12 protein-coding genes and 1 pseudogene are annotated in these 14,524 nt (G+C 50.3%); all 13 read right to left on the bottom strand.

Features of this window, described 5'->3' with window-relative positions:
* Positions 1-227 precede the first annotated feature (227 nt).
* The gene (locus DWX91_RS06230) at positions 228-1,598 is read right to left on the bottom strand and encodes a sodium-dependent transporter (RefSeq protein ID WP_107001560.1); all 1,371 of its coding nucleotides are present in this window, start codon (positions 1,596-1,598) and stop codon (positions 228-230) included.
* Positions 1,599-1,767: 169 nt separating this feature from the next.
* On the bottom strand, positions 1,768-2,664 hold the full coding sequence (locus DWX91_RS06225; protein ID WP_107001561.1) for a ribokinase: 897 nt from the start codon (positions 2,662-2,664) through the stop codon (positions 1,768-1,770).
* 60 nt (positions 2,665-2,724) lie between these two features.
* Positions 2,725-3,123, bottom strand: coding sequence for a substrate-binding domain-containing protein (locus DWX91_RS17930; protein ID WP_412693842.1), 399 nt, complete (start codon positions 3,121-3,123; stop codon positions 2,725-2,727).
* 77 nt (positions 3,124-3,200) lie between these two features.
* Positions 3,201-3,704, bottom strand: a pseudogene (locus DWX91_RS17925) (LacI family DNA-binding transcriptional regulator); the annotation flags it as partial.
* 41 nt (positions 3,705-3,745) lie between these two features.
* Positions 3,746-4,891 carry a M20 family metallopeptidase gene (locus tag DWX91_RS06215; protein ID WP_118538508.1) on the bottom strand — a complete coding sequence of 382 codons (1,146 nt, stop codon included), beginning with the start codon at positions 4,889-4,891 and terminating at the stop codon, positions 3,746-3,748.
* Positions 4,892-4,916: 25 nt separating this feature from the next.
* Positions 4,917-5,663 (bottom strand): glutamine amidotransferase, encoded by a 747-nt coding sequence (locus DWX91_RS06210; RefSeq protein WP_118472469.1) that lies wholly within the window; start codon positions 5,661-5,663, stop codon positions 4,917-4,919.
* A 31-nt stretch (positions 5,664-5,694) separates the two neighbouring features.
* Positions 5,695-6,969, bottom strand: coding sequence for a M20 family metallopeptidase (locus tag DWX91_RS06205; protein ID WP_118472468.1), 1,275 nt, complete (start codon positions 6,967-6,969; stop codon positions 5,695-5,697).
* A 32-nt stretch (positions 6,970-7,001) separates the two neighbouring features.
* The gene (locus DWX91_RS06200; RefSeq protein WP_107001566.1) at positions 7,002-7,940 is read right to left on the bottom strand and encodes a nucleoside hydrolase; all 939 of its coding nucleotides are present in this window, start codon (positions 7,938-7,940) and stop codon (positions 7,002-7,004) included.
* A gap of 41 nt (positions 7,941-7,981) precedes the next feature.
* Positions 7,982-8,932 carry an ABC transporter permease gene (locus DWX91_RS06195; protein ID WP_243017803.1) on the bottom strand — a complete coding sequence of 317 codons (951 nt, stop codon included), beginning with the start codon at positions 8,930-8,932 and terminating at the stop codon, positions 7,982-7,984.
* Entirely contained in the window at positions 8,929-9,975 is a 1,047-nt protein-coding gene (locus DWX91_RS06190) for an ABC transporter permease (protein ID WP_118472467.1), read from the bottom strand. Before DWX91_RS06190 ends, DWX91_RS06195 begins: the two co-directional genes overlap by 4 nt.
* On the bottom strand, positions 9,972-11,510 hold the full coding sequence (locus DWX91_RS06185) for an ABC transporter ATP-binding protein (protein ID WP_022359764.1): 1,539 nt from the start codon (positions 11,508-11,510) through the stop codon (positions 9,972-9,974). The genes DWX91_RS06190 and DWX91_RS06185 overlap by 4 nt, the downstream gene beginning before the upstream one ends.
* A gap of 139 nt (positions 11,511-11,649) precedes the next feature.
* Positions 11,650-12,756, bottom strand: coding sequence for a BMP family lipoprotein (locus DWX91_RS06180; RefSeq protein WP_022359763.1), 1,107 nt, complete (start codon positions 12,754-12,756; stop codon positions 11,650-11,652).
* A gap of 441 nt (positions 12,757-13,197) precedes the next feature.
* Positions 13,198-14,490: a phosphopyruvate hydratase gene (eno, locus tag DWX91_RS06175; RefSeq protein ID WP_118472466.1), complete on the bottom strand. Its 1,293-nt coding sequence runs from the start codon at positions 14,488-14,490 to the stop codon at positions 13,198-13,200.
* Positions 14,491-14,524: the final 34 nt, after the last annotated feature.

Raw genomic sequence — 14,524 nt, 5'->3', positions numbered from 1 at the left:
TTCACAATTGAAAAATGAATCTTCTGCCCCCTTCACTCTGTATAAAAATTAATACAAATGGTTATAATATAGCTTTTGTTTATACAGAATCAACAAAACTGTGTAAAAATCCCGTAAAACTTTCCCTTAAATACTATGTCAATAGCCTTGGCGAAAAAAGGAAAGTCCGGCGGAGTTTGCCTCTGCCGGACTTTCCTTTTTTCTCGTTACCTAAAGAGCTGCACAGTCTACTGGAAAAACTTACTCCAGTACCCCTGCACAAAAATAAACAGCACAATCAGTGGAATGACATATGTCACATACGCTCGCACCTGGCGCGGGAACTTCACGCCTTTTCCCTCATTTGCCTCCTTGAGAAAATTCTCAAATCCCCATCCATACCGGCTGGTACAGAACATCAGGTAAACGAGACTTCCGAGTGGAAGCAGGTTGTTGCTGACGATGAAATCCTCGAGATCCAACACGTTGCTGCCCTCTCCGAACGGCATGAAACCACTCCAGAGATTGAAACCCAGCACGCACGGAAGCGACAGGACCGCAATCACCACCAGATTGACGCAGACTGCCTTTTTGATCGAACAGCCAGTCAGATCCGTTGCAAAGGATACGATATTCTGGAATACCGCTGTGACCGTTGATGCCGCCGCAAAGGTCATAAAGACAAAGAACAGCGTGCCCCAGAAACGTCCGCCTGCCATGTGGTTAAATACATTCGGCAGCGTGATGAAGATCAGGCTTGGTCCCTGTCCTGCCTCGATGCCGTAAGCCGCACATGCCGGAAAAATGATAAGTCCTGCCATAAACGCTACCAGCGTGTCAAGGACCAGTACATTGATTGCCTCGCCGGTCAGGCTGCGCTCTTTATCGATATAACTTCCAAAAATCGCCATCGCACCGATACCGATACTCAACGTGAAGAACGACTGTCCCAGCGCCGCAAATACGACTTTGCCGACACCAACCTCCTGAATCTTGCCAAAATCCGGCTTTAAGTAAAATTCAAGTCCCGGACGTCCGCCTTCCATCCGCACCGAATTGATTGCCAGCACAACCATCAGGAATAATAGGCAGACCATCATCATCTTTGTGATCTTCTCAACGCCGTTCTGGAGTCCCATCGCACAGATGGAAAAACAGAATACGACACAGAGCAGCATAAATACCGTCATCAGTCCCGGATTTGCCAGTACAGAGCCAAATTCCCCTGCTACACCGTCCGCATCCAGACCCACGAAATCGCCTTTCGCCATCTTGAACACATACAGCAGAAGCCATCCGGCTACCGTCGTATAAAACATCATCAGGACATAGTTGCCCGCCATCGCGAACCATTTTTCAAAATGCCACTTAGTACCCTTTGGCTCCAGCACATCAAATGAAAGCGCCGCACTCTTCTGGCTCGCTCTGCCGACCGAGTATTCCATAACGATGATCGGAAGACCTAAAAGCACCAGAAATGCCGCATAAATCAGTACAAACGCCGCGCCGCCATACTGACCGACGATGTACGGGAATCTCCACACATTTCCCAGACCGATCGCACAACCCGCGGAAATCAGGATAAATCCCAGCCGAGAGGAAAAACGTTCTCTTCCCATTTCTACTTACCTTCTCCTTTTTTATTTCTACAGGCCCACACTGACAAGAGTCAGACGGGCGCAAAAAAGAGGCGCCTCCGCAAATCCCGGTACCAGCCCGAATTTCGGAAACGCCACCAAATGGTATTTTACTATATTCTGTTTTAAAAGACAAGTTTTCAGGTGCTTTTTATCCTTCAAACGTCTCGACTTCCTCCCGGTTCGGCACCGACGGAGCTGCTCCTGGGCGGGAAACGGCGATCGCTGCCGCTTTTGCCGCATGTTCCAGCGCCGTCTTCGGGTCTTCACCGAGCTGTAAGCCGCCGATAAAATAACCGGTAAATGTATCGCCTGCCGCCGTCGTGTCCACAACCGGCACTTTATAGATTCCCTGACGAAGGACTGTGTCACCATCGCGGTACACGGAACCATCGCCGCCGAGTGTCAGGACAATCTTCGCCTCCGGGAACTGTTTTACCAGTCCGTTCATCAGCGCCTGCGGATCTTTGGTTGCCTCAATGCCGCAGATATCCGACGCCTCCACCTCATTTAATAAGAAGTAATCCACATATTCCAGCGGATAGGACAGGATCTTCGCATTCATCGGGGACGGATTCAGAACGATCTTCATGCCTTTTTCATGGGCTTTCTCCATGATATAGCCGATCTCGCTGATCTCATTCTGTAAAATCAGGAAATCGTCCGCCTCAAACTGTGTCAGGACGCGATCCACCATTTCCCTCGTGATCCGCTGGTTGGCACCGCCATACAGCAGAATGCAGTTCTGCCCTGCCGGATCTTTCTGGATGATCGCGTGTCCTGTCTGCCCGTCGAGATGCTCGATCAACTCCGTGTGGACGCCCGCCTTCTTCATCTGCTCGATAAGGAAATCTCCATCCCCGGCTCCGACAGCTCCGGCGTGCCATACGTCTGCGCCCGCCTTGCTCAGCGCGATCGACTGATTCAGCCCTTTGCCGCCGCTGAATACCTGCAGCGACTCGGAGGACATCGTCTCTCCCGCTCTTACAAAATGATCCACCTGATACGTATAATCAATATTCAGTGAACCAAAATTCAATACCTTCACTCTGCTCCCCTCCTTGACCAATTCCTTCAAAATCTGCCGCCGGCATCTTTGATGTATCGCTTAAGACGGCTGTATTCGCGCCGTACTCTCCCGTACTACCAGTTCCGGCGCAAAGATCACCTTGCTCTCCGGTCTTTTATGTTCCCGTATCTGTTTCAGAAGCAGCCTTACCGCCTCTCTTCCCATCTCCCGTACCTGCTGCCGTATCGTTGTCAGCGGCACCTCCAGCATCCGGGCATAGAAAACGTCATCGTATCCGACGACCGAAACATCTTCCGGCACTTTCTTTCTATATTCCTTGAGTTTTCTGCATACGCCATACGCTGAAGCATCGTTGCAGGCGAAAATCGCCGTAAAATCCTGTGAAATGAGCTGTTCGACTGCCGCCGCGCCGCCCTCCTGCGTATACTCGCCGACACAGACGAGACGTTCATCCACCGGAATTCCCGCCTCCTCCATCGCCCGGCAGTAGCATGGTAACGCGCCTCCGAATCCATCTGGGTCGCATGCGGTCCCACGACGCAGGCAATCCGCCGGTGTCCAAGACTTAACAGATGGCGCGCCGCCAGATAACCGCCGATCTCATGGTCGGTACCGACCGCCGGACAATTCCGAAGCTCCGGGATCCGGTCAACTACCACATAGGGTATGTGGATCGATTCCAGATAATCAATCTCCTCCGCCGCCATCTCCCGCGTATTATCTTTAGCCATGATAAACACAATGCCGTCCGCGCCTTTATCCGCCAGAAGATCGATATACTCGCGATCCCGGTCATAATTATCATTCGTGTTGCAGAGAATCACACTCCAGCCATTTTCGCGGCACGCCTCATCGATCGCGCGCGCCATATTGGCAAAATATACATTGGAAATATCCGGGACGATAAATCCTATGGTCTTGCTCTGCCGCTTTACCAGACTGACCGCGAGCTGGTTCGGACGATAATTCAGTTCCCGCGCCTTCGCTAGGATCTGATTCTTTGTCTCATCCGAGATCTTATATCCTTTTCCATTGAGAACCAGTGAGATTGTCGTCACGGAAAAACCAGTCTCAGCGGCAATATCCTTGATGGTTGCCCTCACTCATCCACCTCCGATGCGATCAGATCCATGAGAACCTGAATGGATTTCTGATATTTTTCTATCTCGACCCGCTCATTTGGCTTATGCGCCATACCTGCCTCGCCCGGACCAAATAAGAGAACGGCTGCATCCAGCTTGTGTTCCACCAGGATCGAAGCATCTGTAAAGAAATTAATCCCAGTCGTCTCCACCGGAAGCCCTTTTTTCTCCAGTTCCTTCGAGAGCTGTTTCACAAGCGGATGGGATTCTCCAATCTCGATCGCCCGCCGGTCATTGACAATCCGGCAGCTGACGCGGAATTTTTCTTCCGATGTAACGGAACGCGCCGCCGCAAACGCCTCCGCCTGACCGACTACCATCTGGCTTGTCAGTCCTGGTGTCATACGGATATCCATGAGAATCCGGCAGGTGTCCGGCGTCATATTTGGCGCCACGCCGCCGGAAATCTGCGTTACCTGCGCGGTCGATGCGCCGAGAACCGGGTGTGTGAAGCTTTTCACATATGTTTCAATCTCACCTGTCAGCGCCATCGCCTGTTCCACGGCATTGCAGCCCTCCTGCGGGTATGCCCCGTGGCTCGTCTTTCCGTGTGCTTCTATCTCCAGCCACAGGCAGCCTTTCTGCGCCACGCCCAGCCTGCATCCCGTCGGTTCTCCTATCAGAAGCGTTCCAATCGACGTCTCCGGGACTTCCTTTAAGATCTCCCTAGCGCCGATGCCGCCCTTTTCCTCATCACAGGTTCCGAGGAAATGGATCGTACGCGGCACCGGACGACCGGATTTTTTATATTCACAGAGCGCGTACACCATCGCGGCAAGCCCACTCTTCATATCGCTGGCACCGCGGGCATAGAGAAAACCGTCCCGTTCCACCGGAACCGCCGGGTCAGTCTTCCATTCTCCGGTATCTCCGTAAGGAACCGTGTCCAGATGCCCGTTCCAGAAGATCGGAGCGCCATCCGACTCCCCCTCAAGCTCCGCCAGCACATTGGCGTGTGTCGCGTCAATCCGCTGTATATGTGCAGAAATTCCCGATTGTTCAAAATACTTGCACAAATATTCTGCCACTGCTCCCTCGTCATCCCGTCCATTGACACTCCGAATGGTCAGAAGCTCTTTTAAAAGTTTCACCGCTCCGTCCATACGCGCTCTCCTTTTTCCTGCTATCTTATTTCTGAATCAGCCAGTCTGCGATATTCTGCCACAATTTATTGTAGTATTCCCACTCGCAGAATTCCGGCGGTGCCCAGTGCGGTGCACAGTCGGTTGTGACAACACCGCTGCGCCCTTTTCCATAAGAAGCAAACGCGATAAACGGATCGCCCTCTACAGTAACCGGAACCTCTGCCTCCGGTTTTGCGATTACCTTATTGTAACCGAGAACCTCCGGCCAGTCGGTCGGAATGCCCTTTAAAGCTTCATGCTCGCCCACGGTTACCGGTTTTACACCCTCACAGTGTTCCATACGGTCATCGACCGTCAGAACCTCGACTGGAAGAACCTCCTGTACGGCTGTGTCATGCCATTTGCCCTTTGCATCCACGCCGGAGAAGGTCAGATAGCCGCCGACCATCAGAAGAGCGCCGCCATCGTTGACATAGTCGCGGATCAGATTGCAGCGGTTCGGCATTTTTTCACTGCGGTTAAACGTAGCACCCGGCAGAAGCAGGGTGTTTGCTCCGATATCGGACAGAATTACCAGATCATACTGTTTCAGTTCTTCCATTGTAAATGGAAATTCTTCATTTGCCAGATGGTTTGGAAGGAATGTCACCTCATAACCACCTGCCTCAAGGGCTGCTTTCAGCCATTTTTCACCGGTTTCATAGGTAGAAGTGTAAAATGAATCAAATCCCTTAACATGGGTTGTATAGCTCATCCAGGACTCGCCTGCCAGTAAAACTTTCTTGCTCATATTTTTATCTCCTTATATATTTATCAATTCCTTATTTCTTCTCTCCCCAGGAAAGAATCAGTTTCGCATACACCAGAATCGCTTCCAGATAGGAATCGAGCTTCAGCCACTCATCCACGGTATGGCACTGTGCGCCCTCGCCCGGTCCGTACTGGATCGTCGGGCATCCGGCAATGTTGCGCCACAGGCGGGAATCACAGCCAAAATGGGATCCTTCCACCTTCACGCTGCGCGAAAGTGCCTCACTGTACGCCTCCTTAAAGGTGTCTACCAGCGGATGTGCCTCCTCCATCTCAAACCCATGTCCGGTCTGGTAAATGGAAATCTTAGGCGGATGTGCCTCCATCCACGCGTCGGAACGGCTGATCCGCTCAACGACCTCTGTAAATTCCTTTACAACCATATCCTGATTCATCAGGGTCGGAACATAGTGGACGCAGGTAGAAAAACTGCACTCGCCCGGCACGGTAGAACCGGCGGTTCCACCCTCGATCACGCCGATATTTAAGCTCGGCGGCGGAAGCAGGCGGTGGCGGATCGTCAGAAGCCAGCGGTGCTCCATCTCATTTAACCCCTGAATTACTTTGATCGCCTTCTCGATCGCGCTGACGCCCTCAGCTTTTGCACCGGAATGGCACGCTTTTCCTTCAAAATCAACCTTAAAGAATACCCAGCCCATATGCGCCAGAATCAGGGTATCGTCGGTCGGCTCGCAGTTGACAACGCCGTCGGCTTTCAGACCGCGCATTACCGCCTGGATCGAGCCATTGCCTCCGCCTTCCTCGTCACACACGGAGGTAATTGTCACATCGCCCGGCAGCTCATACCCGGCATCCTGCAAAAGCTTTACCGCCATCACCGATGCCATCAGACCGCCCTTCATATCCGTGCAGCCGCGTCCGTACATCTTGCCATCCCGAATTACCGGCTCAAACGGCGGGTTCGTCCAGCCGTCTTCCATCTCCGCCGGCATAACGTCAATATGACCGTTAAATAACAGGCTTTTTCCGCCCTGTTTTCCTTTAAATGTCGCATAGACATTGGCACGGTCGGTCTGGTTGTGCCCCAGATTTCCTTCCTGGTGCTTTTTGTAGCTTTCCTGAATCACAGCCTCATCCATCGGATCCACCGTGATCTCGTCGGCTCCCATCGATTCAAACAGGTTTACCATATACTCCTGTCCCTGTTTCTCCAGACCACCATCGATTCCGTGCCCTAAGTCATGGGTATCAATTCCCACCAGATTCTTGAGTTCTTCGATATATTTCTCTTTGTTCTGCTCTAAAACTTCTTTCAGGTCTCTCATCTATATCTGCCTCCGAACACAAGTATTATAAACTATGCCTCGCTGTATCTTCTCAGCCCTGCCTCAACGATATCCCAGAACTTCGCCGCATCGATATCGATCGCTACGTTTGCAGTCGGCTCCTGTCCGCCGTAACCGAAGAAATCGCAGTTGGTACGTCCGTAGGACTGGACGCTGCGGATGTCAATGTCCACATGCATCGGTTTCAGGGTCACAACGCTCGGATCAATCAGCCATGCGATCGTAACCGGATCGTGCAGAGGTCCGCCTTCCCAGCCAAATACCTCTTTCTGGGTCTTGCAGAAGAAGCGCATCAGATCCGCAAAGAGCTTGGATGCCTTATTGCCGATCTTCTCCATCCGGTCAACGATCTCCGGATAGCACAGTACCTTGCGGGTAACATCCAGACCCATCATCGTGATTGGGCGTCCGCTGGTAAAGCATACATACGCTGCATCCGCATCGGCGATGATATTAAACTCTGCCGCTGGAGTTACGTTACCATTGGTATACGCGCCTCCCATCAGGACGATCTGTTTGATCTTCGGAATAATCGCCGGTTCCATCCGCATCGCCATCGCCAGATTGGTCATCGGACCGGTTGTCACCATCGTGATATCGCCGTCGGACTCCATCAGGGTTTTAACGATGAAATCGACTGCGTGCTCTTTCTCTAATTCTTTTGTCAGCGGCGGGAAAACCGGACCATCCAGCCCTGTTTCACCGTGGATATCGCCCGCTATCATTTTTTCACGCACCATCGGCTGTCCGCAGCCCGCATACACTGGCACATCCACACCAAGCCACTGGCACACATTTCTCGCATTAATCTGCGTTTTCTCCAGCGTCTGGTTGCCTGCTACGACTGTAATACCTAACAGATCGATCTTGTCACTGTTCGCCGCCAGCGTGATCGCGACCGCGTCATCATGTCCCGGATCGCAGTCAAGAATAATTTTTGTCTTTTCCATCTGATTATGTCCTCCTTATAGTGTTTTATCTTTCTTCATCATCAGCTTCCCACATGCAGGGAAGATTCTCTCTTCTTGTTGGTTGAAATCTTCGCAATCATGGAAATTGCCAGTACCGCGATGGTCACGATATACGGCATCATCAGAACGAACTGGGATGGAATGCCATATGCCTGGAGGCGGGCACCGACGGAATCTGAAAATCCAAAGAGCAGACAGCCCAGTGTGGTCAGAACCGGGTTCGCACCACCGAAATACATGGCTGCAACGCCCATGAAACCACGGTTATTGGTCATGTTCTCGATAAACTGGGTACTGTATCCCAGGGAAAGATGTGCACCTGCCAGACCACCGATGAGACCAGAAAGCAGCATTGCCTGATATTTGACTGCATTTACCTTGATACCTGCCGTCTTGGCTGCTTCCGGAAACTGACCCACCGCACGCAGACGCAGTCCCCATACAGTCTTATAAAAGAAGAACTGAAGCAGAATAATCAAAACGATGGCAAACCACTCGGTCACACACCAGTTGTTAAACAGGTCGCCAACCACCGGCAGATTGTCTAAAAATCCGAGCGACACACGCGGAATTGCTTTGATGTCCGGGCTGGAAAAGCTGCCGGTGCTGTGGAAGATCGCATTTACCATGAATTTTGTGAGCGCCAGCGCCAGCATGTTGATACCCATACCGATTGCACAGATCTCAGAGTTATAACGGATGTGACCGACCGCCATGATCATCGCAATCACAGCGCCCGCGATCATCGCCGCGATGATACCTAACAGCCAGTTTCCGGTAAAGTAGCTGACCGCTACTGCTGTAAAAGCACCTACCAGCATGATACCCTCAGTACCGATATTTAAGATATTGGCCTGCTGGGTGATTGCCGCACAAAGAGCGGCAAAGATGATCGGAGTCGCTGAACGAAACGTTGCATAAATCAGCGACGCATTAAAGATTTTATCAAAATTCTGCATTATCGCATTCATGCCTTATCCTCCTTCTTCTCCTCCGTTTTCTTTTTACGTTTCTTTGTAAACTGGAATGCAGTCTCCATGGTCGCTATGATAATGAAAACTGCTGTAATGGTATCAACCAGCGATTTTGGTACACCGGTTGACTGCTGCATTCCCATAGCACCTGATTTTAAAACTGCCAGGAAAAATGCCATAAATGGAGTTGAAACCATGTTGTTCTTTACAATCAGAGCTGCCAGCATACCATTGCTTCCAAGTCCGGTTGCAAAGTTGTTCAGGAAATATCCATGAACACCCAGAACCTCGATGCAGCCTGCCATGCCGCCTAACATACCGGAAAGCATCATAGCACCGACAAATACCTTTTTGGAATCAATTCCCACATAATCCGCATGGGTCGGATTCAGGCCGACGGTACGGATCTTGTAGCCCCAGCTGCTTTTCTGAAGCATAAAAATAATCACAATCACGGTGATGGCTGCGATGAAAATACCAACGTTGACACTGCTGGGTTTCATAAACTGATACAGTCTTACCGTAACCGGCAGGGACTGAGCATTAGCAGTACCGGCACTCATAGGTCCGCTGACCAGATAAGATGTGATATAAAGGGCTACTGTGTTCATCAAAATGGTGGTACATACTTCATTTACATTATAATAGGCACGCAAAACCGCCGGAATAAAGGCCCAGGCAGCTGCTACCACCATAGCACCTACGAAGCAGGCCACATACAGAGCCGGCTTCGGAAGGAAGGTCCAGTTGATGCCGATATAAGCAGCTGTGATACCGCCCAAGAAAACCTCGCCCTCAACACCTACGTTAAATGCGCCTGCTTTCGCTGCAACTGCAAAAGCAATGGATGTCAGCAGCAGCGGAGTAAATCCTGCCAAGGTTGTACCAAGACGAAGCTTTCCGTCAAAAGCACCTCGGAACAGCGCCGCATATGCATCAATCGGATTCTCCCCGATCGCTACGATAAACAGCGCACCGACACCCATCGCAACGAGTATCGTAATAAGAATCCTTCGAATACCATTTATTGTTTGATTCATACTGCTGCTTCACCGTCCTTCCCTGTGTCTGTACCGCCCATCATAAGCAGACCCAGATTGTTCTCATTCGCCTCATCCGCACGCATCTCGCCGGTGATCTTGCCCTCATGGATAACAACGATACGATCCGAAAGGGAGATAATCTCCTCCAGCTCTGCCGATACCAGCAGGACACCGGCGCCTGCCTTTTTCGCCTTTTCCAGTGTATTACGAATCAGCTCGATGGCACCGATATCTACACCTCTGGTAGGCTGGGATGCTACCAGAAGCTTATTGCCAAGAGATACCTCCCGGGCTACTACGACCTTCTGTGCATTGCCACCGGATAAGGAAGAGGTAGGAAGATTATAATCCGCCGGGCGGATATCAAACTGTTCTACCATTTCTTTTGCATAGGTATCCTGTCCTGATTTATTCATCATGATGCCCTTGGTAAATGGAGGCTGATCCAGACGGACTGCGATCAGATTTTCCTCGATGGTCATGGCACGGTTCAGACCTCTTGTATTTCGATCCTCCGGAATATGGGAAAGACCGCTCTCTCTCACTTTTCTCGGACTCTGATTCGTAATATCCTTGCCGCAAAGAAGGATCTTGCCCTTCTCTACCTTGCGGAGTCCGGTGATCGCCTCAACCAGCTCACTCTGTCCATTTCCATCGATACCTGCCACGCCGACAATCTCACCGGCCTTGACATGCAGGGACATGCCCCGGATCTTCGATGTCTCCTTCTGGCTGGGAATCCACACATCCTGAACCTCCAGAATCGTATCTCCCGCCTCAGAATAAGCCTTATCAATGTTTAAGAATACTTCACGTCCGATCATTCGTTTGGTCAGATCCAGCGGAGAAGTTTCCTCTTTATTAACAGTGCCCATATATTGTCCCTGACGCATCACAGAGATGCGGTCTGATATTGCCATAACTTCATTCAGCTTATGAGAAATAAAGACAAGGGATTTTCCATCCTGTTTCAGATTGTTCAGGATTTCAAACAGACGTTCCGCCTCCTGAGGAGTCAGAACCGCTGTAGGCTCATCCAGAATGATGATATCAGCACCTCGCATCAATGTCTTGATAATCTCGACACGCTGCGCCTCACCAACGGATATCTGGCTTACCTTCTTATCCAGCTGCACGTCCATATGATACTGTTCAATATATTTTTTAACTTCTTTTCTTGCCTTGTCAAAGTCAATTGTCAATCCCTTTTTCGGTTCAAATCCCAGAATAATATTCTCCAGAACCGTCAGCTCATTTACCAGCATAAATTCCTGATGGACCATGCCGACACCGTGCTCAATTGCAATCTTCGGTGTGATGGTTCCCATCGGTTCCCCCTTGACGATAATCTCGCCCTCGTCAATGGGATACATGCCGTACAGAAGCTTCATCATGGTGGATTTACCAGCTCCATTTTCACCAATCAGTGAATGGATCTCGCCTTTTTTCAGAGTAAATTCGCCATGCTTTACCGCCTGAACCTGTCCGAAATTTTTGACAATTCCTTTCATCTCCACTACGTATTCGTTCATTCGATCACCCTCTCGTCCGGAAATGCCTGACGGCTCTTTCCAAGAAAAACATTTTTGTTGAAAATGAAGGGGAACCTGAAAGAATCCAGATCCCCCTTCGCCGCCAGGTTTCACTCGCTCCCGGCCTTGTCTTTATCAATTATGCCTCTGGGCCAAATCCTTCATAGTTTTCTACTACGATCTCGCCGGATTTGATCTTCTCGGCAAGCTCATCACACTTATCAACGATATCCTGCGGGAATTTGTCGCCCAGAGATTCTTTGATAACAGAGAAATCAGTCAGGCTGACGCCGCCGTCCTTCAGTGCCAGATATTTAGTTGTGCCGCCCTCAAAGGTTCCATCTACTGCAGACTGGATAACCAGGTAGCAGGCATTATCAACTCTCTTAACCATAGAAGTAAGAATATGTCCAGGCTGATCGGAATCCTGGTTTAAGTCAACGCCGATTGCGTATTTGTCAGCTTCTTTTGCACCTTCCAGAATACCAACACCGGTACCGGATGCTACGTTCATGACAATATCAGCGCCCTGCTCATACTGTGCTAAAGTCAGCTCTTTGCCCTTTAACGGATCCGTCCAGCTTCCTGCAAAAGCCTGAAGAATCTTGATATCCGGATCGATGTACTTCGCACCTTGCTCATAGCCTGTATAGAAGTCATGAAGTACCGGAATATCCATACCGCCTACCCAGCCGATGATATGATCTTCATTGACATTCGGGATATCAGTCTTGGTAGTAAACATAGCTGCTGCTGCACCTGCCAGGAAGGAACCCTCATTCTGAGCAAAGCTGATAGACTCAACGTTCGGCAGATCTACGGTTGTATCGATAACTGCGAACTTGGTATCCGGATAACTGGAAGCATTCTCAGTGATGTAATCTGCGATGTTAGAAGAAGCACCGATAATTAAATCGTAGCCATCATCACAAGCCTGAAGCAGGTTTGCTTTCCACTCCTCAGCAGTGGTACCCTCCAGACTCTTAAGCTCAATGCCGAAATCCTCAACTGCTTTCTGTGCACCCATGTTGCAAGAGTCATTGTAGCTCTTATCACCTAAGTTTCCAGTGTAAACAACACATACACGGAGCGGTTTGTCAGATTTCTCTGAAGCGTCGGCTGCCTTCGTCTCGGTATTGCTGCTGTCAGCTGCCGTTGTCTCAGCAGTGCTTCCGCCACCGCCGCAGGCTGTTAAGCTGGCGCACATTGCTGCTGCAAGTACAATGCTTAATGTTCTTTTTCTCATTCTTTCATCCTCCTTTTTTATATGAAATACGTTATCCGCCGGACCATTCCTTTGGTAAAACGTTTTTCCATTCGTTTAAAAAAAATAAATTCTTTTTTCATATTTGCTTTACAGTTATTTTACAATTACTCCCGCTGTTTTGTCAATAAATTTCGTAAAAAAACGAATATTTTTCAAAATATTGTCAAACTTTTAGCAATATTCCTTTTTCGGTCTAATGCAAAACAAAAAGGAATACGTTTCTCTCCGTTCCAGTTGTACGGTAAAACGCATTCCCTTTCAAAGTTGTATTCTATTTTCCTTTGCCTCGACGCCATCCAGCATTTCCCCAGATGATTTTTGTCTGTTTCCGAAGAAATGCATTCGTTTTCGGAACAACTCACACATTTTATGCAATGTAACAGATTGCTTGTCTGTACGATATCCCGTAAAAAAGACAACTTATTTTTTATTAAATGCCGCCTTCCCCGGATACTGTGCGCCGGTTCCCAGCTCTTCCTCAATCCGCAGAAGCTGGTTGTATTTTGCCACGCGCTCACTCCGGCTCGGTGCGCCCGTCTTTATCTGGCAGGTATTTAACGCAACCGCCAGATCTGCGATCGTCGTATCCTCGGTCTCGCCGGAACGGTGGGATACAATCGCCGTGTAACCTGCCTTATGTGCCATCTTGATTGCCTCCAGTGTCTCGGAGACGGAGCCAATCTGGTTCAGCTTAATCAGGATCGAATTGCCGCAGCCGAGACGGATACCTTTTTCCAGGCGCTCGGTGTTTGTTACAAACAGATCGTCGCCGACCAGCTGCACCTGCCCGCCGAGTTCTGCAGTCATCTTCTGCCAGCCTTCCCAATCCTCCTCATCCAGACCATCCTCTATCGAGGCGATCGGGTATTTCCCGCAGAGCTGTTTCCAGTGTGCGATCAGCTCCTCGGAGGTGAAGTGTTTGCCACTCTTCGGAAGCAGATATTCGCCCTTCCTGCCGCTCTTCCACTCACTAGATGCCGCATCCATCGCCAGGACAAAGTCCTCGCCCGGCTTATATCCGGCTCTCTCCACTGCCTCTAAGATGCACTGGATTGCTTCTTCGTCACTTCCCAGATCCGGTGCAAAACCGCCCTCATCGCCGACGGAGGTTGCCAGTCCGCGCTCTTTAAGCAATGCTGCCAGCGCATGGAACACCTCGGTACACCAGCGGAGTCCCTCGCAAAAGCTCTCCGCGCCAACCGGCATAATCATAAATTCCTGTACATCGACGGTATTTGCCGCATGCGCGCCGCCGTTTAAAATGTTCATCATCGGGACCGGAAGACGGTTTCCAGATACGCCGCCGAGAAAACGGTACAGCGGAAGACCATACGCATTGGCTGCCGCCCGTGCGCTCGCGATCGAAGCCGCCAGGATCGCATTCGCGCCCAGCTTGGATTTATCCTTGGTTCCGTCCGCCTCGATCATCGCTTTATCAACCGCATAAATGTCCGCCGGATCCATGCCCTTTAATACTTCTGCAATCACGGTATTCACATTCTGGACTGCTTTTTGTACGCCCTTTCCGCCAAAACGCGACTTGTCGCCGTCGCGCAGCTCCAGAGCCTCAAATTCACCTGTCGATGCACCGCTCGGTGCCGCGCCGCGTCCTATGCTTCCGTCTGATAGATAAACTTCCGCCTCCACTGTTGGATTTCCTCTCGAATCAACAATCTCCCGTCCAATCACCTTTTCAATTTCCAGATGTTTCATAGCCTGTCCCTTTCCGCCGCGTGGGCTTATGTGA

The sequence above is a fragment of the Clostridium sp. AF22-10 genome (assembly GCF_003478725.1).
Classification (GTDB): Bacteria; Bacillota; Clostridia; order Lachnospirales; family Lachnospiraceae; genus Otoolea; species Otoolea fessa.
Note: the sequence above shows the minus strand (reverse complement) of the source record. Positions and strands in the feature narration are given on the sequence as shown.

Coding starts and splice junctions, on each gene's coding strand:
- DWX91_RS06205 (WP_118472468.1), bottom strand. CDS start 6,969: ATGAGAGACCTGAAAGAAGTTTTAGAGCAGAACAAAGAGAAATATATC.
- DWX91_RS17930 (WP_412693842.1), bottom strand. CDS start 3,123: ATGGAGGAGGCGGGAATTCCGGTGGATGAACGTCTCGTCTGTGTCGGC.
- DWX91_RS06185 (WP_022359764.1), bottom strand. CDS start 11,510: ATGAACGAATACGTAGTGGAGATGAAAGGAATTGTCAAAAATTTCGGA.
- DWX91_RS06215 (WP_118538508.1), bottom strand. CDS start 4,891: ATGGACGGAGCGGTGAAACTTTTAAAAGAGCTTCTGACCATTCGGAGT.
- DWX91_RS06210 (WP_118472469.1), bottom strand. CDS start 5,663: ATGAGCAAGAAAGTTTTACTGGCAGGCGAGTCCTGGATGAGCTATACA.
- DWX91_RS06200 (WP_107001566.1), bottom strand. CDS start 7,940: ATGGAAAAGACAAAAATTATTCTTGACTGCGATCCGGGACATGATGAC.
- DWX91_RS06230 (WP_107001560.1), bottom strand. CDS start 1,598: ATGGGAAGAGAACGTTTTTCCTCTCGGCTGGGATTTATCCTGATTTCC.
- DWX91_RS06180 (WP_022359763.1), bottom strand. CDS start 12,756: ATGAGAAAAAGAACATTAAGCATTGTACTTGCAGCAGCAATGTGCGCC.
- DWX91_RS06195 (WP_243017803.1), bottom strand. CDS start 8,932: ATGAATGCGATAATGCAGAATTTTGATAAAATCTTTAATGCGTCGCTG.
- eno (WP_118472466.1), bottom strand. CDS start 14,490: ATGAAACATCTGGAAATTGAAAAGGTGATTGGACGGGAGATTGTTGAT.
- DWX91_RS06190 (WP_118472467.1), bottom strand. CDS start 9,975: ATGAATCAAACAATAAATGGTATTCGAAGGATTCTTATTACGATACTC.